The organism is Paraburkholderia sp. JPY419, from assembly GCF_050435705.1.
Lineage (GTDB): Bacteria > Pseudomonadota > Gammaproteobacteria > Burkholderiales > Burkholderiaceae > Paraburkholderia > Paraburkholderia youngii.
The window spans coordinates 2,561,533-2,586,044 of sequence record NZ_JBNDKV010000002.1 but is presented as its reverse complement, the minus strand read 5'-3'; the positions used below and the strand labels follow the sequence as shown (position 1 = coordinate 2,586,044).

The 24,512-nt window shown below is 66.1% G+C and carries 23 protein-coding genes; 11 read left to right on the top strand and 12 right to left on the bottom strand.

Going from position 1 to position 24,512, the window contains the following annotated elements:
* Position 1: 1 nt before the first annotated feature.
* A complete protein-coding gene (locus tag QFZ91_RS18050) occupies positions 2-664 on the bottom strand; it encodes a response regulator (protein WP_013090417.1) in 663 nt (220 codons plus the stop codon).
* A gap of 336 nt (positions 665-1,000) precedes the next feature.
* Here QFZ91_RS18050 and dacB point away from each other — a divergent pair, with 336 nt between their 5' ends.
* The 3 genes from dacB to QFZ91_RS18035 all read left to right on the top strand — a co-directional run bounded on the left by dacB (position 1,001) and on the right by QFZ91_RS18035 (position 5,084).
* Positions 1,001-2,563 (top strand): D-alanyl-D-alanine carboxypeptidase/D-alanyl-D-alanine endopeptidase, encoded by a 1,563-nt coding sequence (gene dacB, locus QFZ91_RS18045; protein ID WP_429567967.1) that lies wholly within the window; start codon positions 1,001-1,003, stop codon positions 2,561-2,563.
* 188 nt (positions 2,564-2,751) lie between these two features.
* Positions 2,752-3,759 carry a sterol desaturase family protein gene (locus tag QFZ91_RS18040; RefSeq protein WP_429567966.1) on the top strand — a complete coding sequence of 336 codons (1,008 nt, stop codon included), beginning with the start codon at positions 2,752-2,754 and terminating at the stop codon, positions 3,757-3,759.
* 95 nt (positions 3,760-3,854) lie between these two features.
* Positions 3,855-5,084, top strand: coding sequence for an SGNH/GDSL hydrolase family protein (locus QFZ91_RS18035; RefSeq protein ID WP_176384370.1), 1,230 nt, complete (start codon positions 3,855-3,857; stop codon positions 5,082-5,084).
* Between the two features lie 106 nt (positions 5,085-5,190).
* On the opposite strand, the gene QFZ91_RS18030 is transcribed toward QFZ91_RS18035, so the two are convergent.
* From QFZ91_RS18030 to QFZ91_RS17990, 9 genes are all read right to left on the bottom strand, one after another.
* Positions 5,191-6,240: an L-threonylcarbamoyladenylate synthase gene (locus QFZ91_RS18030; protein ID WP_429567965.1), complete on the bottom strand. Its 1,050-nt coding sequence runs from the start codon at positions 6,238-6,240 to the stop codon at positions 5,191-5,193.
* Between the two features lie 10 nt (positions 6,241-6,250).
* On the bottom strand, positions 6,251-7,447 hold the full coding sequence (locus QFZ91_RS18025; protein ID WP_429567964.1) for a 5-(carboxyamino)imidazole ribonucleotide synthase: 1,197 nt from the start codon (positions 7,445-7,447) through the stop codon (positions 6,251-6,253).
* Between the two features lie 104 nt (positions 7,448-7,551).
* Positions 7,552-8,070: a 5-(carboxyamino)imidazole ribonucleotide mutase gene (gene purE, locus QFZ91_RS18020; protein ID WP_013090423.1), complete on the bottom strand. Its 519-nt coding sequence runs from the start codon at positions 8,068-8,070 to the stop codon at positions 7,552-7,554.
* Between the two features lie 57 nt (positions 8,071-8,127).
* A complete protein-coding gene (locus QFZ91_RS18015; RefSeq protein WP_013090424.1) occupies positions 8,128-9,018 on the bottom strand; it encodes a phosphoribosylaminoimidazolesuccinocarboxamide synthase in 891 nt (296 codons plus the stop codon).
* A gap of 133 nt (positions 9,019-9,151) precedes the next feature.
* Positions 9,152-10,216 (bottom strand): class II fructose-bisphosphate aldolase, encoded by a 1,065-nt coding sequence (fba, locus tag QFZ91_RS18010; protein ID WP_090801723.1) that lies wholly within the window; start codon positions 10,214-10,216, stop codon positions 9,152-9,154.
* Positions 10,217-10,403: 187 nt separating this feature from the next.
* Positions 10,404-11,840 carry a pyruvate kinase gene (gene pyk / locus QFZ91_RS18005; protein WP_013090425.1) on the bottom strand — a complete coding sequence of 479 codons (1,437 nt, stop codon included), beginning with the start codon at positions 11,838-11,840 and terminating at the stop codon, positions 10,404-10,406.
* 430 nt (positions 11,841-12,270) lie between these two features.
* Positions 12,271-13,464: a phosphoglycerate kinase gene (locus QFZ91_RS18000; protein ID WP_429567963.1), complete on the bottom strand. Its 1,194-nt coding sequence runs from the start codon at positions 13,462-13,464 to the stop codon at positions 12,271-12,273.
* Between the two features lie 279 nt (positions 13,465-13,743).
* Entirely contained in the window at positions 13,744-14,067 is a 324-nt protein-coding gene (locus QFZ91_RS17995; protein WP_176105140.1) for an AzlD domain-containing protein, read from the bottom strand.
* Complete coding sequence (locus QFZ91_RS17990; protein WP_176121766.1) at positions 14,064-14,819, bottom strand: AzlC family ABC transporter permease; 756 nt, start codon at positions 14,817-14,819, stop codon at positions 14,064-14,066. Before QFZ91_RS17990 ends, QFZ91_RS17995 begins: the two co-directional genes overlap by 4 nt.
* Before the next feature lie 226 nt (positions 14,820-15,045).
* On the opposite strand from QFZ91_RS17990, the gene QFZ91_RS17985 reads away from it, so the two are divergent.
* The 6 genes from QFZ91_RS17985 (at position 15,046) to QFZ91_RS17960 (ending at position 19,753) form a co-directional block, all read left to right on the top strand.
* Positions 15,046-15,969 (top strand): branched-chain amino acid transaminase, encoded by a 924-nt coding sequence (locus QFZ91_RS17985; RefSeq protein ID WP_176105138.1) that lies wholly within the window; start codon positions 15,046-15,048, stop codon positions 15,967-15,969.
* A gap of 74 nt (positions 15,970-16,043) precedes the next feature.
* Positions 16,044-16,238 carry a zinc-finger domain-containing protein gene (locus QFZ91_RS17980; RefSeq protein ID WP_013090430.1) on the top strand — a complete coding sequence of 65 codons (195 nt, stop codon included), beginning with the start codon at positions 16,044-16,046 and terminating at the stop codon, positions 16,236-16,238.
* 200 nt (positions 16,239-16,438) lie between these two features.
* The gene (gene waaF, locus QFZ91_RS17975; protein WP_176384358.1) at positions 16,439-17,464 is read left to right on the top strand and encodes a lipopolysaccharide heptosyltransferase II; all 1,026 of its coding nucleotides are present in this window, start codon (positions 16,439-16,441) and stop codon (positions 17,462-17,464) included.
* 166 nt (positions 17,465-17,630) lie between these two features.
* The gene (locus QFZ91_RS17970; protein ID WP_176105136.1) at positions 17,631-18,077 is read left to right on the top strand and encodes a nuclear transport factor 2 family protein; all 447 of its coding nucleotides are present in this window, start codon (positions 17,631-17,633) and stop codon (positions 18,075-18,077) included.
* Between the two features lie 52 nt (positions 18,078-18,129).
* Positions 18,130-19,182: a hydrolase gene (locus QFZ91_RS17965; protein WP_429567962.1), complete on the top strand. Its 1,053-nt coding sequence runs from the start codon at positions 18,130-18,132 to the stop codon at positions 19,180-19,182.
* Positions 19,175-19,753: a DUF2946 family protein gene (locus QFZ91_RS17960; protein WP_429567961.1), complete on the top strand. Its 579-nt coding sequence runs from the start codon at positions 19,175-19,177 to the stop codon at positions 19,751-19,753. The genes QFZ91_RS17965 and QFZ91_RS17960 overlap by 8 nt, the downstream gene beginning before the upstream one ends.
* A 30-nt stretch (positions 19,754-19,783) precedes the next feature.
* Here the strand turns inward: QFZ91_RS17960 and QFZ91_RS17955 are convergent, their stop codons facing one another.
* Positions 19,784-21,517 carry a M48 family metalloprotease gene (locus QFZ91_RS17955; protein WP_429567960.1) on the bottom strand — a complete coding sequence of 578 codons (1,734 nt, stop codon included), beginning with the start codon at positions 21,515-21,517 and terminating at the stop codon, positions 19,784-19,786.
* A gap of 186 nt (positions 21,518-21,703) precedes the next feature.
* On the opposite strand from QFZ91_RS17955, the gene moaC reads away from it, so the two are divergent.
* Positions 21,704-22,183 (top strand): cyclic pyranopterin monophosphate synthase MoaC, encoded by a 480-nt coding sequence (gene moaC, locus QFZ91_RS17950; RefSeq protein ID WP_176121772.1) that lies wholly within the window; start codon positions 21,704-21,706, stop codon positions 22,181-22,183.
* Positions 22,146-22,565: a nucleotide pyrophosphohydrolase gene (locus QFZ91_RS17945; protein WP_429567959.1), complete on the top strand. Its 420-nt coding sequence runs from the start codon at positions 22,146-22,148 to the stop codon at positions 22,563-22,565. Before moaC ends, QFZ91_RS17945 begins: the two co-directional genes overlap by 38 nt.
* A gap of 57 nt (positions 22,566-22,622) precedes the next feature.
* Here QFZ91_RS17945 and QFZ91_RS17940 read toward each other — a convergent pair whose 3' ends face one another.
* Positions 22,623-24,407: a PglL family O-oligosaccharyltransferase gene (locus tag QFZ91_RS17940; protein WP_429567958.1), complete on the bottom strand. Its 1,785-nt coding sequence runs from the start codon at positions 24,405-24,407 to the stop codon at positions 22,623-22,625.
* Positions 24,408-24,512: the final 105 nt, after the last annotated feature.

The following is a 24,512-nucleotide window of genomic DNA, read 5'->3' as shown; positions in this document are numbered from 1 at the left end:
CTCAGGCGTCCTTCGCGATCATGTAGCCTAGCCCGCGCACGTTGCGGATCAGATCGGCGCCGAGCTTCTTGCGCAACGCGTGGATATACACCTCGACGGTATTGCTGCCGATCTCCTCGCCCCAGCCGTACATCTTTTCCTCGAGCTGGCTCTTGGACAGCACCGCGCCGGGCCGCGCGAGCAGCGCTTCGAGCAACGCGAATTCGCGCGCGGACAGCGCGACCGGCGCGCCATCGAGCGTCACCTGGTGCGACGCGGGATCGAGGGTCAAGTTGCCGTGGCGAATCGTCGAATCGCTGCGGCCGGACTGGCGCCGGATCAGCGCTCGCATGCGCGCGCCGAGCTCATCGAGATCGAAAGGTTTGACAAGATAATCGTCAGCGCCGGCGTCGAGGCCTTTGACACGATCGGCGACCGCGTCGCGCGCCGTGACGATCAGCACCGGCAGCGCATTGCCGCGCGCGCGCAGTGCGCGCAGCACCTCGAGACCGTCGCGCTTGGGCAGACCGAGATCGAGCAACGCGAGATCGTAAGGCTGAGCTGCCGCCGCGTGCAGCGCCGCTTCGCCGTCCTCGACCCAATCGACGGCGAAGCCTTCGCCGCGCAGCGCCTTGCGCACGCCTTCGGCGATCATCCGGTCATCTTCGACTAGCAGGATGCGCATGGTTGTCCGTTCCAAATCATTGGATGATGCCGCATTCTAGCGCCCGCTTCCGGCCTGCGCGGTGTGTGGCGCTTTTTTCACCGCAGCGTCGCGGCATGTCACTACAATGGGCGCTTTGCGTCGCGCGACGGCCGTTGGGTAGCGCGACGGCGCGCTACCGCGCCGTCGAACCGACCAGCTTGCCGTTTCATTGTCCCGCGCACGCTGCACGCCGCACACCTTGAAATCCCGCTCGTCCGTTTGCCCGTTCACCCGTTCATGACGCACGCTTTTCTGTCTTCCATCGCGCGCCGTATGGCGCTGCGCTCGCGCCCTATGCTCCATCGCGCAGTCTTCATGCCTAACCGCTTCGCGACGCGCGCCGCCGTCTGGCTCTGCGCCGCCACGCTCGGCGCGAGCGCGCTGCTGCCGCTGGCCGCGCAGGCACGCATCAAGGCCACCCATCCGAGCGTCAACGTCACGACGGTACTGCCGCAACCGGTGATGGTCGGTCTGCACCGCGCGCACGTGCCGTTGTCGTCGATCAGCGTGGTCGTCGAAAAGGTCGGCGATCGCACGCCGATCCTCGCGCTGAACGCCGGCAAGCCGATGATGCCCGCCTCGACGATGAAGCTCGTCACCACCTATGCAGGCCTGTCGATCCTCGGCCCCGGCTACCGCTGGCTCACCAGCGCGTACGCGGACGGCCCGCTCGACGCGAACGGCGTGCTGCACGGCAATCTGTACATCCAGGGCACCGGCGACCCCAAGCTCGTGCCCGAAGAACTGATCGACCTCGTGCAGAAGATTCACAAGGCGGGCATCAACGGCATCGACGGCGCGCTAGTGCTCGACAAGCGCTACTTCGATCCGTCGACCCGCGACCTGCCCGCGTTCGACGACGACGTGAACGCACCGTACAACGTCGGCCCCGATCCGCTGCTGTACGCGTTCAAATCGCTGTCGTTCACGCTGACGCCATCGCCGGACGGCACGGTGGCGATCGACGTGCTGCCCGCGCTCGCGCAATTGCGCATCGACAACCAGTTGCGCGCGACGAACGGCCCATGCCGCGGCGAGCTGCCGACGCCGACCGTCACGCCACAGCCTGACGGCACGCTCGTTGCGTCGTTCATCGGCGACCTGCCGGTGCGTTGCGATTCGCGCACGATCAACGTCGCCGTGCTCGATCACTCGACGTTCTTCGCGCGCGGCTTCCTCGCGCTGTGGCAGCAAACTGGCGGCACTTTCACGGGTACGACCCGCGAAGGCGCGGTGCCCGCTGGCGCGAAGCTCGTCGCGACGCACGAGGGGCCGATGCTGTCGGACATCGTTCGCGACATCAACAAGTTCAGCAACAACACGATGGCGCGCAACCTGTTCCTGACCATCGGCGCCGCCGAGGAAAGAGCGCCCGCCACGCCCGCGAAAGCCGCGCGCGCGGTCGAAGCTTTCCTGACCCGCGACAGCCTGAACACCGAATACCTGTCGCTCGACAACGGCTCGGGCCTGTCGCGCGACGAGCACATCACCGCGCTCGCGCTCGCCGACGTGCTGCAGCGCGCGAACGCGAGCCCGGTCGCGCAGGTGTTCGTCGATTCGCTGCCGATCGCCGGTGTCGACGGCACGATGCGCAACCGCCTGACCAGCCAGGGCGCGGGCGGCAACGCTCACATCAAGACCGGCACGCTGCGCGACGTGCGCGCGATCGCGGGCTACGTCGCATCGGCCGACGGCAACAGCTACATCGTCGTCAGCCTGATCAACGATCCGCATTCCGAAGCGGCGCGCGCCGCGCACGACGCGCTGCTCGAATGGGTGTACGAAGGCCCGTCGCAGGGCTTCACGAAGGTCGCCGCGCCTATCGAGGAGGTGCGCGAGAAGCCCAGGAAAAACCCGCGCAAGCGCGGCGGCCACTGAGTATTCCTTCTAGCGATGCCGCGCGCGGCAAGCTTCTAACCGTGTACGCTGTCGGGCATCATGCGGTGCGCGGCACCACGCGCTTGCCGCGCAGGGCGCCGGTCGTCGGACCGCGCGACCTTCACCAACGATAACGACACCACCCGCCGCGTACCGCGCGGCGGTCAGGGACCAGGAAGGGAGACACGATGCAATTCGATGCCGAATTGCTGCTGCTCGCCATGGCGCCCGTCTTTCTTGCCTGCATCGGCTGGGAGGCGTGGCACGTGAGCCGCACGCGCCCGGCCGAGCGGCTCTACAGCTGGCGCGACACGCTGTGCAACGCCGCGCTCGCGCTGCTGCAGCAGGCCGCCGACAAACTCGCGTGGCTCGCGATCATCCCTGTCTACGCGTTCTTCTACGAGCACTACCGCATTCATACATGGCCGGCGACGTGGCTGTCGTTGGTCGTGCTGTTCGTCGCGCAGGACCTGCTCTATTACGTGTTTCATCGCTGCAGTCATCGGGTGCGCTGGCTGTGGGCCGCGCACGTCGTGCATCACTCGTCGGAGCGGATGAATTTTTCGACCGCGTTCCGCCAGAGCCTGATGTACCCGATCGCCGGCATGTGGGTGTTCTGGATTCCGCTCGCGTTCCTCGGCTTTGCCCCGACGCAGATCGTCGCGATCGTGCTGATCAATCTCGGCTTCCAGTTCTTCGTGCATACGCAGGTGATCGGCAAGCTCGGCTGGCTCGAGTACGTGTTCAACACGCCGTCGATCCATCGTGTGCACCATGCGCGCAACGATCGCTACATCGATCGCAATTACGCAGGTGTACTGGTGATCTGGGACCGCCTGTTCGGCAGCTACGTCGACGAAGATCCGCACGAGAGGCCGCAATACGGCATCGTCGAGCCGCTTTACACGTACAACCCGCTGAAGGCGACGTTCCACGAATGGGCGTCGATGGCCGCGGACTTCGCAAGCGTGCGCGGCTGGCGCAACAAGTGGCGCGCGCTGTTCGCGCCGCCCGCCTGGGCCGCCGCTTATCATGCGCAGCGCGCGGTGATGCCTGGCGGCGCCAGCGGCCTCCACGCCGGATCGAACGCGCATCCGCATGCGGGTACGAACGACACCATGAGCAAAGCCACCGCCGAACTACCCGGCTTGAACCCAAATCATATGGCCGCGCTGCGGACATCGCGCACGCCGTAGAAGATTCTGTAAGCTGTCGTCACGCCGCCAACGCGGTGGACGCCGCCTGCAACACATGGCATCAAGGCCCACACATACGAGGAGATGTAGTCAACATGAATCAAACCGCTTCGAAGAAACAGCAATGGTTGCGCGTCACCCAGATCGCCGTGGCGAGCGCAGCGTTCGCAGCGCTGGCAGCGTGCGGTGGTGGCGGCGACAACAATAGTTCGAGCAGCAACACGCCGCCGGGGGGCGTCTCGCTGCAGGTCGTGTCGTTCGGCGACAGTCTGTCGGATGTCGGCACCTACCAGGCGGCGGTTCAGGCGAACGTCGGCACGGGCGGCGGCCGCTTCACGACGAATCCGGGCGAAATCTGGACGCAGAAGGTCGCCGAGTACTATGGCGGCACGCTCACCCCCGCGTACGTCGGCGGCTTCGGCAACCCGCTCACCGCGGCGGGCGGTCTCGGTTATGCGCAAGGCGGCTCGCGTGTCGATCTGCAGCCGGGCGTCGGCTTCGCGCCGAACAACATGGCCGCGACTACGGTGCCGGTCACGACACAGGTCAGCGAGTATCTGTCTGCGCACAACAACAGCTTCAATTCGAACCAGCTCGTGCTGATCAACGGCGGCGCGAACGACATCTTCGTCGCGGTGCAAACGATCTCGGCTGCGAGCGCGGCGGCAGCGGCAGCGGCGGCGACGGCGATCGCTAACGGCGCCAACCCGGCCGACGCGCAGGCGGCGGCAACGGCCGCGATCCAGTCGGTCACGCAGGCCCAAGGAGCGGCGATCGTGACCGCGGCGACCACGTTCGTCGGCACGGTGCAAAAGATCGTCGCGGCAGGCGCGCAACATGTGGTGGTGTCAAACGTGCCGGATATCGCGAAAACGCCGCAAGGCCTCGCCGCGGGCGCACAAGGCCAGGCAGTCATCGACGGGCTCGTGCAAGCCTACAATAACGTGCTGAAGCAAGGCCTCGCGTCGACCTCGCAGGTCATCTATCTGGACTCGTACACGCTGCTGGACCAGACGTTGGCCAACTACCAGGCGCTCGGCTTCACCGTGTCGAATACGGGCACCGCGTGTAACCTGACGTCGATGGCTGCGGCCGCGACCGCGTACGCGACGAAGAACCCGAGCGTGCTCGCATCCGGCCAGACGGCGGCGGCTTTCGGCACCGCCCTCGCGTCGTCGCTGTTCTGTTCGCCGGAGACCTACACGGTGGCCGGCGCGGACCAGACCTACATCTTCGCCGACCTCGTGCATCCGACCACGCATACGGGAGCGCTGATCGCGCAGCAGGTCGAGAAGCAGATCGCTGCTAGCGGGCTTGGGAAGTAACGCGGCGTCAAGGTTGCCTGGATAGCAAAAGGCCCGGCTCGTTGGAACGAGCCGGGCCTTCGTTTTTTTCGCTAGCCACGCTATGCAGCGCAGCGAGCCGAGAGCGTCAGCGCTGCGCTTCGAATGCCGCCGCCGCGCGCCCGAGCCGATCGTTGACCGCGATCCATTCGATCGTGTCGGGCAGCTTCTCGATCAGAATCCGCGTGACGTTCGCGCGATCGAGCGCGCGCAGCAAGCCGTAGAGTTCGCGCGCATAGACGTGCGGGTCTTCCGGCGCCGCGACGAAATGCACGCCGTCGGCATCGGCCCACTGTCGCGCACGCGACGCGCGCGCGACCAGCGCGACGCGCTCGCCCGGCGCGCGCACCGCGAGCAGCGGCTCGAGTTCGCTAAACGGCAGTAGCGCGAGCGGCGTGCGCGGCGCGTAATGCGCTTTCAACGTGCCCGATGCGCGCGGCGCGGTCGCATCCGACCCGTCGGGCAGACGCGGCGCCTCGCCAAGCACGTCGGCGATATCCTGCGGCGTCACGCGACCGGGCCTCAGCAGCGCCGGAAAGCCGCGCGACAGATCCAGAATCGTCGACTCGATGCCGACATCCGACGCGCCGCCATCGAGCACATGAATCGCGCTGCCGAACTCGTCGCGCACATGCTGCGCGGTGGTCGGGCTCACATGTCCGAAGCGGTTCGCCGACGGCGCGGCGACGCCGCCATGCCCGCCGCGCAACGCGCTGAACGCTTCGAGCAAGGCCTGCGCTACCGGATGCGACGGGCAGCGCAGCCCCACCGAATCCTGCCCGCCGCTGACCGCCGCGGGAATCCGCGCAGCGCGCTTGAGGATCAGCGTGAGCGGCCCCGGCCAGAACGCGTCGATCAGGCGTTGCGCATCGGCCGGCAAATGCTCGACCCAGTAGTTCGGATCGCCATGCGGCGCGAGATGCACGATCACCGGATGATTGGCCGGCCGCCCCTTCGCCGCGTAAATGCGCGCGACCGCGTCCGGGTTCTCGGCATCGCCGCCGAGGCCGTACACGGTCTCGGTCGGAAACGCGACCAGCCCACCCGCGTCGAGCAAGGCGGCCGCGTGCTCGATCTGCGCGGCGCTGACCGGCAACGCGTTGGTAGCGTCCTCGGCGGGTTTCTGTTGGTCCGGCATGGCGCGCGCTTCAGCTGGTAGCGATGTGCAGCAGCCGCGCGCAATCGCGCGCCGCCGTGCGGGCTTCTTCGAGCGTCGACGCGGTGAAGTTCACGTGACCCATCTTGCGGCCGCAACGCGCCTCTTCCTTACCGTACAGATGCAGGCGCGCGGCCGGCATCGCGGCGACTTCCTGCCACGGCGGCGTGACCGCCGCGCGCTTCGGACCGTCCGGGAACCACACGTCGCCGAGGATGTTCAGCATCACCGCCGGCGAATGTTGGCGCGTGTCGCCGAGCGGCATGCTGGTCATCGCGCGCACCTGCTGCTCGAACTGGCTCGTCGCGCACGCGTCGACCGTGTAGTGGCCGGAGTTGTGCGGACGCGGCGCCATTTCGTTGGCGACCAGCGAGCCGTCTTCGAGAATGAAAAACTCGACGCAGAGCACGCCGACATAGCCGAGTGTCTCGGCGATCCGCAGCGCGGCCTGTTGAGCCTGCTGCACCAGCGCGGGCGATGCATCCGGCGCGGGAACGATGGTGTGCGACAGCACGCCATCTCGATGGGTGTTCTGCGCGAGCGGATAGACGACCGACGCCCCGCTCGCCGTGCGCGCAATCAGCGCCGACACCTCGAACTTCAGCGGCAGGCGCTTCTCGAGCACGCACGGCACGCCGCCGAGCGACGCATGCGCCTCGCGCACTTCCTCGGCGTTACGCACGCGAATCTGACCCTTGCCGTCGTAGCCCATGCGCGCCGTTTTCAGAATACCGGGCAGCACCGCTTCGAGCTCGGCATCGCCCAGCGCCGCAAGCGCATCCGACGACTCGATCACGACGTGCGGCGCGACCGTCACGCCCGACGACGCGATAAAGCGCTTCTCGGCGATCCGGTCTTGCGCGACGGCGACGCAACGCCCCGCCGGGCTCACGAAGGTGGTCTTGCCGAGAAAGTCGAGACTCGCGGCCGGCACGTTCTCGAATTCGGTCGACACCGCCGCGCACAGCCGCGCGAGCTCGGTCAGCGCCGCTTCGTCGTCGTAGGCCGCGCGCAGGTGGCGGTCGGCGACCGCGCCCGCCGGGCTGGTTTCGTCCGGATCGAGGACGGCAACGCGATAGCCCATCGCCTGGGCGGCAAAACAGAACATGCGGCCGAGCTGGCCGCCACCGACCATGCCAAGCCATGCGCCGGGCAGAATCGGTGAAACCGGTGTGTTGTCAGGGTTCATCTTGGTGGTCGGTCGCGGCCGGATACGCGTCGCGCTCGCATACCGAGCGGCGGGCATCCGGCCGGGGGTCGGACAGGGGACGTCTTATCAAACAACCGGCGCGCTTACAGCGCCGGCAATACCATCGCGTGAGCCGCTTCATTCTGGCGCACGCGGAATGCAGCGAGCTTGTCCGCGTATTCGGCGCTGGTGCCGGACAGCAGCGACACCGCGAACAGCGCCGCGTTCGCGGCGCCCGCTTCGCCGATCGCAAACGTCGCGACCGGCACGCCCTTGGGCATCTGCACGATCGAATGCAGCGAATCGACGCCCTTCAGATACTTGCTCGCGACCGGTACGCCGAGCACCGGCACCGTGGTTTTCGCGGCCAGCATGCCGGGCAGGTGCGCCGCGCCGCCCGCGCCCGCGATGATTGCGCGAATGCCGCGCTCGCGCGCGCTTTCAGCATAGGCGAACATTTCGTCCGGCATGCGGTGCGCGGACACGACCTTCGCTTCGTACGGCACGCCGAATTCCTGCAGAATCGCGACGGCGTTTTTCATCACTTCCCAGTCGGAACTGGAGCCCATCAATACGCCGACGACCGGCGCATCATGCTTATGGGCGGTTTGTGCTTCACTCATCTTTACGGCTTCCTTGTTTCCGGGCGATGCGCGCCTGACACGGCACGCGCAATCAGATTAGTCGAGCTTGTGCCCGGTCAGGCGCTCGAGCGCTTCCTGGTACTTCTCACCCGTCTTTGCGACCACATCGTCCGGCAGCTTCGGCGCCGGCGGCTCTTTCTTCCATGGCTGGGTTTCGAGCCAATCGCGCACGAACTGCTTGTCGAACGACGGCGGGTTGGTGCCGACCTGGTACTGGTCGGCCGGCCAGAAGCGCGACGAATCGGCCGTGAGCGCCTCATCCATCAGGTACAGCTTGCCGTGGTTATCGAGACCGAATTCGAACTTCGTGTCCGCGATGATGATGCCGCGCGTCGCCGCATAATCAGCCGCTTCCTTGTACAGGCGGATCGAGATGTCGCGAATCGTGGCCGACAGCTCGGTACCGATGCGGCGCTCCATCTCGTCGTAGGTGATGTTTTCGTCGTGGTGGCCCATCTCGGCCTTGGCAGCCGGCGTGAAGATCGGCTCAGGCAGCTTCTGCGCGTTTTGCAGGCCCGCCGGCAATTGCACGCCGCAGACCGACCCGGTGGCCTGGTAATCTTTCCAGCCGCTGCCGGCCAGATAGCCGCGCACCACCGCTTCGACGAGGATCGGCTCGAGACGCTTGACGACCACCGCGCGCCCCTTGACCTGCTCGACTTCGTCCGGCGCGACTACCGACTCGGGCGCGACGCCCGTCAGGTGGTTCGGCACCACGTGCTGCAGCTTCTCGAACCAGAAGTTGGCCATCGCGTTGAGCACGCGGCCCTTGTTCGGAATCGGCTCGCCCATGATCACGTCGAACGCCGACAGACGGTCGGTCGTGACGATCAGCAACTGGTCGTTGCCCACCGCATAGTTGTCGCGGACTTTGCCGCGGCCGAGCAGCGGCAGAGAGCGGAGCGTGGATTCGTAAAGGGTAGACATCGTCGTGGTTCGCTAAAAGTGGGGCAAAAAATGTGACCGGAACAAAAGGGAAACGCCGTTCCCCCGATGATGCGGGAACGGCGATCGGACGACAACCTGGCCAAACGGCCAGGTGCGGAGCCAAATCTACAGCTTAGCGGACGACTTGCGCGAGCTCGCCCGACTTGTACTTCTCTGCAATTTTATCAAGCGAAACCGGCTTGATCTTGCCAGCCTGGCCTTCGCAGCCGAATTGCATGTAACGGTCGATACAGATCTTCATCGCCGCTTCGCGCGCGGGCTTCAGGTAATCGCGCGGATCGAACTTGCCCGGGTTGGTCGCCATATAGCGGCGGATCGCGCCCGTGATCGCCAGACGCAGGTCGGTGTCGATGTTGACCTTGCGCACGCCGTGACGGATACCTTCCTGGATTTCCTCGACCGGCACGCCGTAGGTTTCCTTCATGTCGCCGCCGAATTCGCGGATTTCCGCGAGCAGCTCCTGCGGCACCGACGACGAGCCGTGCATCACGAGGTGCGTGTTCGGAATGCGCTGATGGATTTCCTTGATGCGCTGGATCGACAGGATGTCTCCCGTCGGCTTCTTGCTGAACTTGTAGGCGCCGTGCGAGGTGCCGATCGCGATGGCCAGCGCGTCGCACTGGGTCAGCTTGACGAAGTCGGCGGCCTGCTCCGGATCGGTCAGCAGTTGCTCGCGCGTCATCGTGCCTTCGGCGCCGTGGCCGTCTTCCTTGTCGCCCTTCATCGTTTCGAGCGAACCGAGCACGCCCAGCTCCGCCTCGACGGTGACGCCGATCGAGTGCGCCGCTTCGACGACCTTGCGCGACACTTCGACGTTGTACTCGTACGATGCGACCGTCTTGCCGTCGGCTTCGAGCGAACCGTCCATCATCACGCTGGTGAAACCGCTGCGGATCGCCGCCATACACACTGCCGGCGACTGACCGTGATCCTGGTGCATCACGACCGGAATGTGCGGATACGACTCGACCGCCGCTTCGATCAGATGACGCAGGAACGGCTCGCCCGCGTACTTACGCGCGCCAGCCGACGCCTGCATGATGACCGGGGCGTTGACCTTGTCGGCCGCGGCCATGATCGCCTGCACCTGCTCCAGGTTGTTCACGTTGAATGCCGGAAGGCCATAGCCGTTTTCCGCGGCATGGTCCAGCAGTTGACGCATTGATACGAGAGGCATGCTTAAACTCCTTGGATTGAAACGAATTCTTTTGCCGTCGGCATCTTTTGCGGCGATTTTATCGCGAAGCAGGCGGCGTTCCCGCGGCGACACCGGCGCTTTGGTGCGCCGTCGCACATGGACCGTGCGGGTTTCGCCGGCCTGCTTCGCTCAATCGAGCCCGTGCCGATCGAGCAGTCCTGCCTGATCAGTACGGTTCACCGACCCGCACGATCTTCAAGGTATTGGTGCCGCCCGCCTGCCCCATCGGCTCGCCGACCGTCAGCACGACCATATCGCCGTGCGACGCGTAGCCCTTGCCGACCACCGTTTCGAGCGCCTGCTGCAGCGCCGTGTCGCGGTCGGTGTTGGTGTCCAGATGCAGCGAGGTCACGTTGCGGTATAGCGCCATCGCGCGTTCGCTGCCGACGCGGGGCGTCAGCGCGAAGATCGGCACGTGGGTCCAGTGGCGCGACATCCACAGCGCGGTCGAGCCCGATTCGGTGAGCGCGACGATCGCCTTGGCGCCGAGGTGGTAAGCGGTGAACAGCGCGCCCATCGCGATCGACTGGTCGATCCGCGTGAACGTGCGGTCGAGGAAGTCCTTGTCGAGCTCCGACTGCTCGGACTTTTCCGCTTCGACGCAGATCGCGGCCATGGTCTCGATGGTCTGCACCGGGTACTTTCCCGCCGCCGATTCCGCCGACAGCATCACCGCGTCGGTGCCGTCGAGCACCGCATTGGCGACGTCCGACACTTCCGCGCGGGTCGGCACCGGCGCGTGGATCATCGACTCCATCATCTGCGTCGCGGTGATCACGAACTTGTTCGACTCGCGCGCCATGCGGATCATGCGCTTTTGCAGCGCCGGCACGGCGGCATTGCCGACTTCCACGGCCAGGTCGCCACGCGCGACCATGATGCCGTCCGAAGCGTCGAGAATGCCTTGCAGCGCCGGAATCGCTTCCGCGCGCTCGATCTTCGCGATCATCTTCGGCTTGATGCCGTACGGCGCGCCGGCGATGTTCGCGAGCTGGCGGGCCATTTCCATGTCGGTCGCGTTCTTCGGGAACGACACCGCGATGAAATCGACACCGAGCGACATCGCCGTGCGGATGTCCTCCATGTCCTTCGCGGTCAGCGCGGGCGCCGACAGGCCGCCGCCCTGGCGGTTGATGCCCTTGTTGTTCGACAGCTCACCGCCGATCTTCACGATCGTGTGGATCTCCTGGCCGATCACGCGCTGCACGTTAAGCACGATCAGGCCGTCGTTGAGCAGCAGCACGTCGCCCGGTTTCAGGTCGCGCGGCAGGTCCTTGTAGTCGAGGCCGACGCGCTCGTCGTTGCCGAGCTCGCATTCCGCATCGAGGATGAAAGGATTGCCGGTGACGAGCGTCGTGCGGCCGTTTTCGAATTTGCCGACGCGAATCTTCGGGCCTTGCAGGTCGGCCATGATGGCGACTTCGCGGCCCGCCTGACGGGCCGCCTCGCGAACGTATTCGGCGCGCTGACGATGGTCGTCGGCGGTGCCGTGTGAGAAATTGAGCCGCACCACGTCCAATCCTGCCTGAATCATTTGCAGCAGGATTTCCGGCGTGCTGGAAGCCGGACCGACAGTAGCGACAATCTTGGTGGCGCGATGCATGAGTCTCCTCGTCTGGATGGAATCGCTGGAAAGAGCGCTGCGGGGCTGCTGCGGAGTTCGCGCATCGACAGATGCTACGTGGGGTCGCGCGCCGGTTGTGGCCGGTGTCGCTTTGTGGAGTGAGGCGGGTGATGCGGTATTCGGGACCGGCGCCTCGCGCGCCGGAGAGTTGCTGTCCTGCTTGCCGGAAGGCCGTTCCGGCTGGGCCGAATCGTGTTGACCAGATTCGGCTTGTGAAGAAGTTGGCAGTTGCTGCACGTCGGCGGCCGCGGGCGCTATCAGCGCCTCGGCGGCCACGTCCTGTCCGGGCGTCGCCGACGCAGCGGCCGCGCGTGTCGCGCGCTCCCGTGCCGGTGTTGTCGCGCTACCGCGCGGCGCTTTCGCGCCACGCGCCTTGGTCGACTTCGCCGCCGGGGAGCGCGTCGCCACGTTAAGCCCGCGATTCCAGAACTTCGACCGCCGGCAGCTTCTTGCCCTCGAGGAACTCGAGGAACGCGCCCCCGCCCGTCGAAATGTAGCTGACCTGATCGTGGATGCCGTACTTGGCGATCGCCGCGAGCGTGTCGCCGCCGCCTGCGATCGAGAACGCAGCCGAGCGCGCGATCGCGTCCGCGAGCGTCTTCGTGCCGTCGCCGAACTGGTCGAACTCGAACACGCCGACCGGGCCGTTCCACACGATCGTGCCGGCCTTCTCGAGCTGTGCGGCGAGCACCTTGGCCGTTTCCGGGCCGATGTCGAGAATCATGTCGTCGTCCTGCACATCGGCGACGGCCTTCACTTCGGCCTTCGCGGTCGGCGAGAACTCCTTGGCCGTGACCACGTCGGTCGGAATCGGCACCGAGGCGCCGCGGGCCTTGGCCGCGTCGATGATCGCCTTCGCTTCGGCGACGAGATCGGCTTCGGCGAGCGACTTGCCGATCTTCAGGCCGGCCGCGAGCATGAACGTATTGGCGATGCCGCCGCCGACGATCAGCTGGTCGACCTTCTCAGCGAGCGACTTCAGGATGGTCAGCTTGGTCGACACCTTCGAACCCGCGACGATCGCCACGAGCGGACGCTTCGGTGCGCCGAGCGCCTTGCCGAGCGCTTCGAGCTCAGCGGCGAGCAGCGGACCCGCGCAGGCGACCGGCGCGTACTTTGCGATGCCGTGCGTGGTCGCTTCGGCGCGGTGCGCGGTGCCGAACGCGTCGTTCACGTAGATATCGCAGAGCTTGGCCATTTTCTGCGCGAGCTCGTCGGAATCTTTCTTTTCGCCCTTGTTCACGCGGCAGTTTTCGAGCAGCACGACCGAGCCCGGCGCGACGTTCACGCCGTTTTCGACCCAGTTCGCGACGAGCGGCACGTCGCGGCCTAGCAGCTCGGCGAGACGCTTTGCCACCGGCGCGAGCGAGTCTTCCGGCTTGAAGTCGCCTTCGGTCGGGCGACCCAGGTGCGAGGTGACCATCACGGCGGCGCCGGCGTCGAGCGCGGCCTTGATGGCCGGCACGGAAGCGCGGATGCGGGTGTCTTCGGTGATGTTGCCTTGATCGTCCTGCGGCACGTTCAGATCGGCGCGGATGAACACGCGTTTGCCGGACAGCTTGCCTTCGGCGATCAGGTCGGAGAGACGCAATACCTTGTTCATGGGCTTGAGTATGCGAGTTGATGAGAAGGCGGTGGCGGACAGCGCGCGGGGACGAGGCGCGGCGAACTCCGGCGCTTCGGCCCAACGGCTCCGCGGGATCGGGCGCCGGCCGCCGGCCGCGGCACCAGGCGCCTTGCGGGGGCGCGCTCAACCCGGAAAAGGGCATTTTAACTGATCCCAACGGCCATCTGACCGCGACGCGGCGAATCTCGCGTATTTGAGCGCGAGGCCGTCGCTGCCGCGCGGCGCGGCATCATCTCCGCACTTGGAGCCGGACCATCACAGGAAGACGCGCATCAGCGTGAACACGACCATCCCGGTCACGATCGTGCCGAGCATGGTGCGGCGCCACAAAAACCAGCCGAGGCCGGCGAGGGTCGCGTAAAGCTCATGATTGGAAGCCGCCAACGACAGTCCGTCGGGTGTCGTCAACACGTCGGGCACCACCACGGCGGCGAGCGCGGCGGCCGGCGCGTAGCGCAGCATCTTCTGCACGCGCGCCGGCAGCACCGTGCGCTCGCCGCCGATCAGGAACATCGCGCGCGTGAGCGCGGTGACGAAGGTCATGCCGAAGATGGCGAGCCAGATTTGCGTTGAGGTCATCGGGAATCTCCGGCGCGATCGTTCACGCCGCGGATGCGGCGCAGGTCGGCGCGCTCGATCATCAGATCGGCTGCGCTGCCGGCGACGATCGCCGCGATCACCGCGAACGGCAGCGCGAGCCGATACGGCAGATCGAGCGCGAGCAGCGCCACGATGGCGGCCACGCTGACCGCGGCCAGCGTGGAGCGCGTCGCGACCGCCGACACCATGATGGGCAACAGCGCGAGCGTACCGGCGAGCGCGAGCCCCCAGTTGTCCGGAATCAGGCTCGCGAGCAGGATGCCGACGATCGACGACACCTGCCACGACAGCCAGCTCGATACCGCCATGCCCCAGAAGTACGCCTCCTTGCCGGGCACGTAACCGGTCGGAAAGCTCTTCTTGACGAAGAGCAGATAGATCACGTCGCCGTTGAAATAGCCGAGCACGATGCGCCGCCACATCGGCAGATACGAGAAGTGCGGCGCGAGGCCGACGCTGAAGATCACGAAGCGGGTGTTGACCATCGCCGCGGTCAGCAGCACGGTCCACACCGGCAGCTTCGCCGCGAGGAGCGGCAGCACCGCCAGCTGCGACGAACCGGCGTAGCACAGCAGGGACATCGTGAGCGCCTGCGGCAGCGTCAGCACGGACTTGCTCATCGCGATGCCCGTCACGAGGCCCCAGGAAAAAATTGCCATCAGCGTGGGGGCATAGGCGCGCGCGCCTTCACGAAAAGCGCGGCGATCGGTGTCGGACAGTCGAGCGAGCATCGGGCGAAGATTGCGGGCGCAGGGAACGCCGTCAAGAAGGCCGGGCCGGCGCCAGCTTGCGAGACCACCCGCTGGCGCATCCGGAGTTGATTTATGCGTGCGCTGCATTATAGCGTCCGGGGTGCGCCCAAATGCCCGTTGTGTGTGCAAAAGACGCTAAAATAGCGCTCCCGGCTATGTCCTGCGCTCATGGCCGCACCTCATAACGCACCTGCTGGAGAACCGTATGTCAATGGCCGACCGCGACGGCAAGATCTGGATGGATGGCAAGCTCATCGACTGGCGCGATGCCAAAATCCACGTGCTCACCCACACGCTGCACTACGGCATGGGCGTGTTCGAGGGTGTGCGCGCTTACAAGACGGCCGACGGCGCCACCGCGATTTTCCGCCTGCAGGAGCACACCAAGCGCCTGCTGAACTCGGCGAAGATCTTCCAGATGGACGTGCCGTTCGACCATGAAACGCTCGCCGCCGCGCAGCGCGAAGTGGTCCGCGAGAACAAGCTCGAGACGTGCTATCTGCGCCCGATCATCTGGGTCGGCTCGGAAAAGCTCGGCGTGTCGGCCAAGGGCAACACGATTCACGTCGCGATCGCCGCGTGGCCGTGGGGCGCCTACCTCGGCGAAGATGGCATCACCAAGGGTATTCGCGTGAAGACGTCGTCGTTCACGCGCCATCACGTGAACGTGTCGATGGTGCGCGCGAAGGCGTCGGGCTGGTACGTGAACTCGATCCTCGCCAACCAGGAAGCGATCGCCGACGGCTACGATGAAGCGCTGCTGCTCGACGTCGACGGCTACGTGTCGGAAGGCTCGGGGGAGAACTTCTTCCTCGTCAACAACGGCAAGCTGTACACGCCTGACCTGTCGTCGTGCCTCGACGGCATCACGCGCGACACCGTGATCACGCTCGCGCGCGACATGGGCATCCAGGTGATCGAAAAACGCATCACGCGCGACGAAGTCTATACCTGCGACGAAGCGTTCTTCACCGGCACCGCAGCCGAAGTCACGCCGATCCGCGAACTCGACAATCGCAAGATCGGCGCCGGCGTGCGCGGCCCGATCACCGAAAAGCTGCAGTCCGCCTTCTTCGACGTCGTGAACGGCAAGAGCGAAAAGTACGCGCACTGGCTCACGAAAATCTGAGCGACGTTTCGAGATGTGCCGCGCCGCCCATCGGCGGCGTACTGCAAGCACCCCGCATACAACGAGAAAGTGTCATGAGCGAAATCAAGGAAATGCCGCTGGTCGAACTGACGGCAAAAGATCTGCCGGCATATTGTCCGAACCCGGCCATGCCGCGCTGGAGCGCGCATCCGCGCGTGTTCATCGACGTGTCGCACGGCGAAGCGCGTTGCCCGTATTGCAGCACGCGCTACAAGCTGCGCGACGGCGAAGTGATCAAGGGTCATTGATCCAACGCATCGAGCGGTCCTGAGCCAGCTTCAGCGGCGCAAGGCGCGACTTTCCGATCGCGCGCTCGCCGCGCCGCAGGCTCGATCGCACGACCCGCGAGGCCCTCGCGCCGCGCGGCTTTCCGCTTTCCCCTTTTACCCATCCGAGTGCCACGCGCATCGCGCGCGGCGCTTGTTATCGACACCGGACACCCACTCTGATGCGTCGCGCGTTGGTTATCGCACCGAACTGGATCGGTGACGCATTGATGGCGCAGCCGCTGTTTGCGCGCCTCGTGAAATTGCATCCGCGCATCGTCATCGACGCGGTCGCGCCCAGCTGGGTCGCCCCCGTGCTCGAACGCATGCCGGAAATCCGCGACGTCTACGCGACCGATCTCGCCCACGGCAAGCTGCAGATGCTGCGCCGCTGGCAGCTGTCGAGCGATCTGCGCGACGTCGGCTACGACGCGGCCTACGTGCTGCCGAACTCGTTCAAGTCGGCGCTGATTCCGTGGCTGGCGGGCATTCCGCTGCGCATCGGCTACACCGGCGAGAGTCGCTACGGCATGCTGAACGTGCGTCACGCGAATCCGCGCAAGGATGCGCGGCCGCCGATGGTCGGCCACTACGCCGCCCTCGCCTACGCGCCCGGCGCCAAGGTTCCCGAAGACCTGCCGATGCCGCGTCTCGACACGGATCTGAACGAGGCGTCGCGCGTATCCGCGCGCTTCAACCTCGATACCCGCGTGCCGCTGCTGGTGTTCTGCCCGGGCGCCGAGTACGGTCCCGCGAAGCGCTGGCCGCCCGAGCACTTTGCCGCGCTCGCGCAGATGGTCGGCCAGTCGTTCCCGTACACCCAGATCATCGCGCTCGGCTCGCCGAAAGACGCGCCGCTCGCGCAGGCGATCGCCGAGAAAGCGCCGAACGTGCGCAACCTGTGCGGCCAGACCGCGCTCGGCGAGGCTTGCGCGCTGATCTCGCGGGCCAACGCGGTCGTCACCAACGACTCCGGCCTGATGCACGTCGCCGCCGCGCTGCGCCGCCCGCTCGTGGCCGTTTTCGGCTCGACCGATCCGCGCCACACCCCGCCCTTGTCCGAGCTCGCGAAGGTACAATGGCTTCATCTCGAATGCAGCCCCTGTTTTGAGCGCGAGTGCCCGCTCGGTCATCTGAACTGTCTGAAGCAGTTGAGCGCCGAGCAGGTTTTTGGCGATTTGCGCGGCATGCTGCTCGCGCAGCGCTGAGCCGACTGGTACTTGCACGCAACACCGCACGCCCCCGAGCGCGTCGCGTCATGTTCGCGCCTTGCGGCACGGGCAAGCTGACGCCGGGGGCGATGGTCCGGCGCTCTGGACCGTCCCGCTACCGCTGACCCGCAACCGCGCGCCGCGCACTAGAGACTGACGAGCCATGCCACGTTTTGCCCATATCTTCGAAGCCGCCGCCGATACCCTGAACGCCTACTATCAGGCCGTCGCCGAGGTCAATATCGACAGCTTGATGGGTTTGTGGATCGACGAGGAGTTCGTCAGCTGCATCTGCGCGGACGGCTCGCATCTGCACGGTCTCGAGAACATCCGCAATGGCTTGCAGGCTCAGCTCGAAGCGCTGCCGGTGTCGATCGAGCCGCTCGACATCCGCGTCTACGACAGCCTCGGCACCGTCGTCTATGCGATTGCCGAAGCGCATCGTCCGGCCGATCCGACCGCCACGCCCGCGATGGTCTTCACCACCTACGTTATGGTCCACGAACGCGGCGAATGGCGCATTGCGCATATTCACGCGAGCCCGATGCCGAACGAGGCCGCCAGCCAGTTCGCGACCAAGATGCGGCATGGCCAGGGCCCGCTGCACTGACGCGCGGCACCACGACAGATTCAGACTCACGTTTTTTCGCTTTTCCGCCGGTATGAGTTCGACGCCACATAAACCCGCTTCCTCCGGTACGGCCCCCGCCAAGGTGGCGGCCGCCGTCGAGGCGACCGTCGAGCTGCTGTACCGCGCGCCGCTGTGGCTGCCCAACCGACATGCGCAGACGATCGTCCCGTCGTTGTTCGCGCGCCGCCCCGCCGTGTCGTTTCGGCGTGAGCGCTGGGACACGCCGGACGGCGATTTCATCGATCTCGACTGGGTCGCGCACGATACTCCGCTCACCGATACCGCCCCGCTCTTCGTGCTGTTCCACGGCCTCGAAGGCAGTTCGTCGTCGCATTACGCGGTCGCGCTGATGGCCGCCGCGCGCGAATACGGCTGGCACGGCGTGGTGCCACACTTTCGCAGCTGCAGCGGCCCGCTGAACCGGCTGCCGCGCTTCTATCATCTGGCCGACAGCAACGAGGTCGACTGGATCCTGCGCCGCCTGCGCGCGGCGCATCGCGGGCCGGTGGTCGCGGCGGGCGTGTCGCTCGGCGGCAACGTGCTGCTGCACTGGCTCGGCGAGCGGCAAGACGATGCGGCGCAGGTGGTAGCCGCCGCCGCCGCGATTTCGACACCGATCGACGTCCATGCGGGCGGCCGCGCGCTGTCGCAGGGCTTCGGCCTCGTCTACACGCGCAGCTTCCTGAAGACGCTGAAACACAAGGCCAACCAGAAGCTCGCGCAGTTCCCGGGCCTGTTCGATCGCGACGCGATGCTCGCGAGCCGCACGATGTACGAGTTCGACAATGTGGTGACCGCGCCGCTGCACGGCTTTCGCAATACCGACGACTACTGGAGCACCGCCACCACCCGCCCGCTGCTGCCGCTCATTCAAGTGCCCACGCTGGTGCTCAACGCGCGCAATGACCCGTTTCTGCCGGCCGAAGCGCTGCCGTCGCGACACGAGGTGTCGGCGGCGGTCGAGCTTTATCAGCCTGAGCACGGCGGCCATGCGGGTTTCATGACCGGGCCGTTCCCGGGCCGCATCGACTGGCTGTCGCGGCGCGTGTTCGGCTATCTGGAGCGACACGTCGATCATGGATGACATCGTCAAACAGTCGCTCGCCAAATGGCCGAACGTGCCGAGTTGCACGGGCTGGTTGATGCTCGACCGGCGCGGCAACTGGCGCATGCGCGACGAAGCGGCCCAGGCGAGCGGCGCGCACGGCGTGCCGATCCGGCACGAAGCGCTGCTGGGATTCATCAACCGGAACTATGAGGCCGATGAGCGCGGGCACTGGTATTTCCAGAACGGACCGCAGCGGGTTTATGTCGAGCTGGCTTACACGCCGTGGGTGGTCAGATTGTCCGCGCGCGCGGATGGCACGCTCGCGCTGCACGACCAGGGCGGCGGCGCGTTCGAGCCGGCGGCGGTGTTCGTCGATGAAGACGGCGGCGTTCTGTTCGCCGATCGCTCGCAGCCGGCACGCATTGCGGCGCTGCACGATCACGACCTGGAGATCTTCTCCGATCACGCGACGCTCGCCGACGATGGCTCATTGAGCGGCGCATTCCACTGGAGCGCTCAACTCTCACTGCCGCTGCAAAGCGTGCGACGCGATCAGGTGGCCGCGCGCTTCGGCTTCGTCGCGAGCCCGGCGGCGGCGCAGGTCTGACGCACGCGCCGGCGTGCGCCCGTGTCCACCCTACCCCTTCTCGTCGAGCCGCTCCTCCTTGTAGCGGCTCTCCATCTCGTGCAGACGCGCGTCGACGGTCGCGAGGTCGTAATAGCCGATCGTCTTCAGGTCGCGCGCGTCCTTCAACTGCCGGATCGCCGATGGCCACGCGCCCTCCAGCGCGAACTTCTCCGCCATCGCGCGATGCTGCGTCAACGCATCGCCACTGCCCGCACTCGCCTGCGCGAGATACAGCCACCACGCGGGTTGATCGGGGTGCGCCCGGGTTTCGTTTTTCGCGAGCGCCTGGGCGTCGGTGAAACGGTGCAGCGTCAGCAGCGTGCGGATACGCATGTCGATCGCCGCGTTCGACTGCGGCCAGCGCTTCTGCGCGAACTCGGCGAGACGCGCGGCTTCGTCGGCGTGACCGGCACTGCGCGCGATGTCGGTCGCGAGCACGTCGAGACTCGGCGAATCGCGCTCGGGCTCGCCTTCCGCACGCGCGCCCGAGACGAAGGTCGCGCGCGCGTTCGCGAGCGAGGCGGCCGCGTCGTCGTAGCGCTCGAGCAGCATCTGCCCGTAGGCGATGCCGTACCAGTTCGCCGCGACGTTCAGCGCGGTGCGGTCCTCGATTTCCGAACGCAAACGCGAAATCTCATCCGCGTATTCGCTGCGCGAATGGCCCTGCAACAGACCCGCGCGCGCCCGCACGAAGCCGTACTCGGAGTCTTGATGCGGCTGCCGGTATGGCGCGCGGCGCGCGCGGTCCTCCATGTCGGCGATCCGCTCGCCGGTCAGCGGATGCGTGCGCGCGTAGGCCGGAATGCCGTTTTCGTTCATCGCCGCGCGGTCGAGCCGGTGGAAGAACGTCGGCATCGCGTAGGGATCGTAGCCGGCGCCGGCGAGCAGCAGAAAGCCGACGCGGTCCGCCTCCTGCTCGGCCGATCGCGAGAAGCGCAACTGGCTGTCGACCGCATACGCCTCGCTGCCGAGCGCGATCGCGCTGCCGAGGTCGCCGCTATGCGCGAGTACGCCTGCCAGCACGCCGAACAGCACGCCGACGAGCGCCGCGTAGCCGCCGCGCTCGCCGTTCGAGATCATCCGCGAGATGTGCCGCTGCAGCACGTGCCCCATCTCGTGACCCAGCACCGCCGCGAGTTCGGACTCGGTCTGCGTGGCCACGATCAACCCCGTGTTCACGCCGATGAAACCGCCCGGCAGCGAAAACGCGTTGATCTGTGCGTCGCGCACCGCGAAAAGTTCGAAATCCGGACGATAACCGCCGATGTACAGCGCGCTGGCCGCGGCCGCGAGCTTGGCGGCGACCGAATTCAGGTAGTCGCGCACGAGCCAGTCGTCGAGATAATCGGGGTCGCGGCGTATGTCGCGCATCACGCGCTCGCCGAGCTTGCGTTCGGCCTGAGGAGTCAGCGAACCGGCGCCGCCGCTGCCGAGATCGGGCAATTGCTGCGCGACGGTCGGCGCGCGCCAGTCGTTGCTGCCCGTTTTGCCGCCATTGCTGCCGCTAGCGCCGCCATTGGAAAAACGGCTCTGCGCGCCGCCGTAGGTGCCGAACACGCCGCGCGCGATGTCGGGCGGCAGGATCGACTCGGCATGCTCATCGCTCGGGCCGCTGACGAGCGGCGCCTCGGACGATGCGGTTCCCGGCGTGATGGCCACCCCGCCGGTCGATTGCGCGAACGCGCCGGGCGGCATTGCGAGGGCGACGGATAGCAACGCAGCGAGGAATCGTTTTGAATGCATCGCGAAGCCGGTCTGACGAAGTCGAAAAACGTCGCCCTGGCCCGGACTAAGATAGCGGGCAAGGGCGTCGAAGGACGCGTACGAGGCAAAACGCAGGGTACGGCATAGCGCGGGTGTAACTAGTCGCCACGACGATTCGGGGCCACGCCGCACTGCTATGATAGGCGCCCTCTGAAGGAGTCAACCATGCCTGAACTCACTCATTTCGATGCGTCCGGTGACGCCCATATGGTGGATGTCGGCGGCAAGCAGGAGACCAGGCGCATCGCGATTGCGCGTGGCTCGATCCGCATGCTGCCCGACACGCTCGCGCTGATCCGCGACGGCAACGCCAAAAAGGGCGACGTGATCGGCGTCGCGCGGATCGCGGCGATCCAGGCCTCGAAGCGCACCGCGGATCTGATTCCGCTGTGCCATCCGCTCGCGCTGACACGCGTGAAGGCCGACTTCGAACTCGACGAGCAGATGCCCGGCGTGCATTGCACGGTCCAGGTCGAGACGTTTGGACGCACGGGCGTCGAAATGGAAGCGCTCACCGCCGTGCAGGTCGGGCTGCTGACCGTGTACGACATGTGCAAGGCGGTGGATCGCGGCATGACCATCACCGATGTGAAGGTGATGGAGAAGCATGGGGGGAAGTCGGGGGATTGGGTCGCGCAAGCTTGAAGCGCGGATCGACAACTATCCGGGTAGCAACATGACCATCGACGAACTGCTCAAGCAGCTACTGGCGTTTCGCGACGCGCGCGACTGGCGGCAGTTTCATACGTTGCGCAACCTGATCGTCTCCACCGGCATCGAAGCCGGCGAGCTTCTGGAGACGATTCAATGGAAGTCCGACGCGCAGATCGACACGCTGCTCAGCGATCCCGAGCAATCGACGAACCTCCGGCACGAGTGCGCCGACGTCTTCATGTACCTGCTGCTGGTGGCCCATACCGCGGGCTTCGATCTCGTTGACGCGGCAGCGGAAAAACTGCAGCTGAACGAAGCGCGCTACCCCGTCGACAAGGCGAAAGGCACCGCCACGAAGTATTCAGAGCTTTGAACTTCGAGGCGCGGAGGCCTGCCTTGGCGGGAGCATGCTCGAGCCCCCGCGGCTCGATCAATCTTCGTCGCTGTCGTCGTCCGGTACCGCATCGGCTGCCGGCGTGCCGTAGCGCTTCACCAACTGCTCCTTGAAGCCCGCGAGCGACTTCTGCTCGTCGACGAGCTGGTACAGATAGCCGAGCTGCGCGGGCCAGTCCTTCAGCTCCTCGGCGAAAATCCGCAAGCGTTCGACCGTATCGAGCGCCGCCGCGGTATCGCCAGTCAGCGCCTGCAGCACCGCGTAGCGACGCAGCACGGTTTCGCCCGGCAATAGCGCGATCGCCTGCTTGTGCATCGCGAGCTTGCGTTGCAGGTTCAGCGGATTCATCGGCTGCAGCGTCGCGAGACCGTATTCGCCCCACGCGCCGAACATGAACGACGGGGCGGCGCTGTACTGTTCGGCTGGACGCTGGCCGTAGTACAGCACCTCGGCACGCGCATAGTCGCGATAGATCGGATACAGCGCGGCGAGTCCGCCGAATACCACGACCGCGAACGCGCCGAGCGACAGATTCGCGGGCACCGCGCGCAACGGCCGCGTTTCGAGCAAGCCGAACACGAACATCGCGGGCAACAGGAAGAACATGTACTGCTGCGGATACTCGACGAGCGCATGCATCGTCAGCACGCCGATCAGCGCGATGCCGAACACGCGCGTGGCGCTTTGCGGCGCACGCACGACACGCACGAGCCACGCGACGAGACCCACGAGCACGATCCCGAGACCGATCAGACCGGTTTTGGCGAGCAGATCGACGAAGATGTCATGCGAGTTGTTGGCGATTTCGACACCGCCCAGTTGCCTGACCAGCTCGAACTGATAGCTCGGAAATTCGCCCCAGCCGACGCCGAGCAGCGGATGCTGCTTGAACATCGTCCAGCCGTATTTCAAAAGCGCGATGCGCGGCGCGATCTGACCGGCATCCTGGAAGCGCTCGGCCGCCGACTGCCCGAGTTCGAGGTGAAAGCGCGCATTGGCCCAGCGAATCACCGCATTGACCACGAAAAACAGCACCGCGAGCGCGACCGGCACCAGCCAGTCACGGTTGCTACGGCGCGATTGCGGTTCGTTGCGGGTCTGCGCGAACGCCATCCAGAAGCCGGCCACGACGATCACACCCATCTGCAGCCACGGGCCGCGCGACACGGTCAGCGCGAGGCCGACCGAGAAAATCGTCGACACGAGCAGCCAGATCGGGACCGCGACGCGGCGCGTCTGCACGAGGTACAGCGCCCCCGCCATCGCGAACGCGATATAGGTCGCGAGGTGGTTCGCCTGCGCCATGTTGCCGAACGGCCGGCGATCGACGGTGAGGTTGTACGCAACGACGAGCGGCGCCACACGCGTTTCGAGGTGAAACAGCTGGATCACCTGGCTGAACACCGCGAATAGACCGCCGACGATCAACGCCCCCGCCGCCCAGCGCAACGCGGTCTCGTCCAGCTTCACGCGCGCGAAGCCATAGCCCACGTGCACGGCCATCCACGCAGCGAGCAGGAAGCCCGCGCCGAGCCAGTTCATCGACGGCTTCGCGACCGGCAGCACGAAGGTCTGCACGACCAGCACGAGGCCGAACAGCAAGGGCACGAGCGCGACCGTGGGCGACGCGAAGCTCACGCGCGGCCGCGTGGTCGCGACCATCAGCACGACGGCCACCCCGGTCAGCAGATACAGTCCGAGCGAGGTGAATTCGGCGTAGAAAGTTGGGATCGGATACGTATGGTTGGCAACCGCATATGGGACGATCAACGCAAGAGCCAGCAGTACGAGAGACAGGTAGCGCGCGAAAGGGGTGGGCATCGAATCAACGGTCGGCGTCAGCAACCGGCGCACTATACAAAAATTTCGTTGCACTGTGCGCCGGTTCGGCCGAAATAGGCTGCAAATCAGCCTTTTACGTTGTGG

Bases quoted from the DNA above. Each gene is read 5' to 3' on its own strand.
- QFZ91_RS17955 (WP_429567960.1), bottom strand. From the start codon at position 21,517: ATGCATTCAAAACGATTCCTCGCTGCGTTGCTATCCGTCGCCCTCGCA.
- fba (WP_090801723.1), bottom strand. From the start codon at position 10,216: ATGCCTCTCGTATCAATGCGTCAACTGCTGGACCATGCCGCGGAAAAC.
- QFZ91_RS17960 (WP_429567961.1), top strand. From the start codon at position 19,175: ATGGATGACATCGTCAAACAGTCGCTCGCCAAATGGCCGAACGTGCCG.
- QFZ91_RS17965 (WP_429567962.1), top strand. From the start codon at position 18,130: ATGAGTTCGACGCCACATAAACCCGCTTCCTCCGGTACGGCCCCCGCC.
- moaC (WP_176121772.1), top strand. From the start codon at position 21,704: ATGCCTGAACTCACTCATTTCGATGCGTCCGGTGACGCCCATATGGTG.
- QFZ91_RS17995 (WP_176105140.1), bottom strand. From the start codon at position 14,067: ATGACCTCAACGCAAATCTGGCTCGCCATCTTCGGCATGACCTTCGTC.
- purE (WP_013090423.1), bottom strand. From the start codon at position 8,070: ATGAGTGAAGCACAAACCGCCCATAAGCATGATGCGCCGGTCGTCGGC.
- QFZ91_RS17990 (WP_176121766.1), bottom strand. From the start codon at position 14,819: ATGCTCGCTCGACTGTCCGACACCGATCGCCGCGCTTTTCGTGAAGGC.
- QFZ91_RS18030 (WP_429567965.1), bottom strand. From the start codon at position 6,240: ATGCCGGACCAACAGAAACCCGCCGAGGACGCTACCAACGCGTTGCCG.
- dacB (WP_429567967.1), top strand. From the start codon at position 1,001: ATGCCTAACCGCTTCGCGACGCGCGCCGCCGTCTGGCTCTGCGCCGCC.
- QFZ91_RS17970 (WP_176105136.1), top strand. From the start codon at position 17,631: ATGCCACGTTTTGCCCATATCTTCGAAGCCGCCGCCGATACCCTGAAC.
- QFZ91_RS17980 (WP_013090430.1), top strand. From the start codon at position 16,044: ATGAGCGAAATCAAGGAAATGCCGCTGGTCGAACTGACGGCAAAAGAT.
- QFZ91_RS18035 (WP_176384370.1), top strand. From the start codon at position 3,855: ATGAATCAAACCGCTTCGAAGAAACAGCAATGGTTGCGCGTCACCCAG.
- waaF (WP_176384358.1), top strand. From the start codon at position 16,439: ATGCGTCGCGCGTTGGTTATCGCACCGAACTGGATCGGTGACGCATTG.
- QFZ91_RS18025 (WP_429567964.1), bottom strand. From the start codon at position 7,447: ATGAACCCTGACAACACACCGGTTTCACCGATTCTGCCCGGCGCATGG.
- QFZ91_RS18000 (WP_429567963.1), bottom strand. From the start codon at position 13,464: ATGAACAAGGTATTGCGTCTCTCCGACCTGATCGCCGAAGGCAAGCTG.
- QFZ91_RS18040 (WP_429567966.1), top strand. From the start codon at position 2,752: ATGCAATTCGATGCCGAATTGCTGCTGCTCGCCATGGCGCCCGTCTTT.
- pyk (WP_013090425.1), bottom strand. From the start codon at position 11,840: ATGCATCGCGCCACCAAGATTGTCGCTACTGTCGGTCCGGCTTCCAGC.
- QFZ91_RS17945 (WP_429567959.1), top strand. From the start codon at position 22,146: ATGGGGGGAAGTCGGGGGATTGGGTCGCGCAAGCTTGAAGCGCGGATC.
- QFZ91_RS17985 (WP_176105138.1), top strand. From the start codon at position 15,046: ATGTCAATGGCCGACCGCGACGGCAAGATCTGGATGGATGGCAAGCTC.
- QFZ91_RS18050 (WP_013090417.1), bottom strand. From the start codon at position 664: ATGCGCATCCTGCTAGTCGAAGATGACCGGATGATCGCCGAAGGCGTG.
- QFZ91_RS17940 (WP_429567958.1), bottom strand. From the start codon at position 24,407: ATGCCCACCCCTTTCGCGCGCTACCTGTCTCTCGTACTGCTGGCTCTT.
- QFZ91_RS18015 (WP_013090424.1), bottom strand. From the start codon at position 9,018: ATGTCTACCCTTTACGAATCCACGCTCCGCTCTCTGCCGCTGCTCGGC.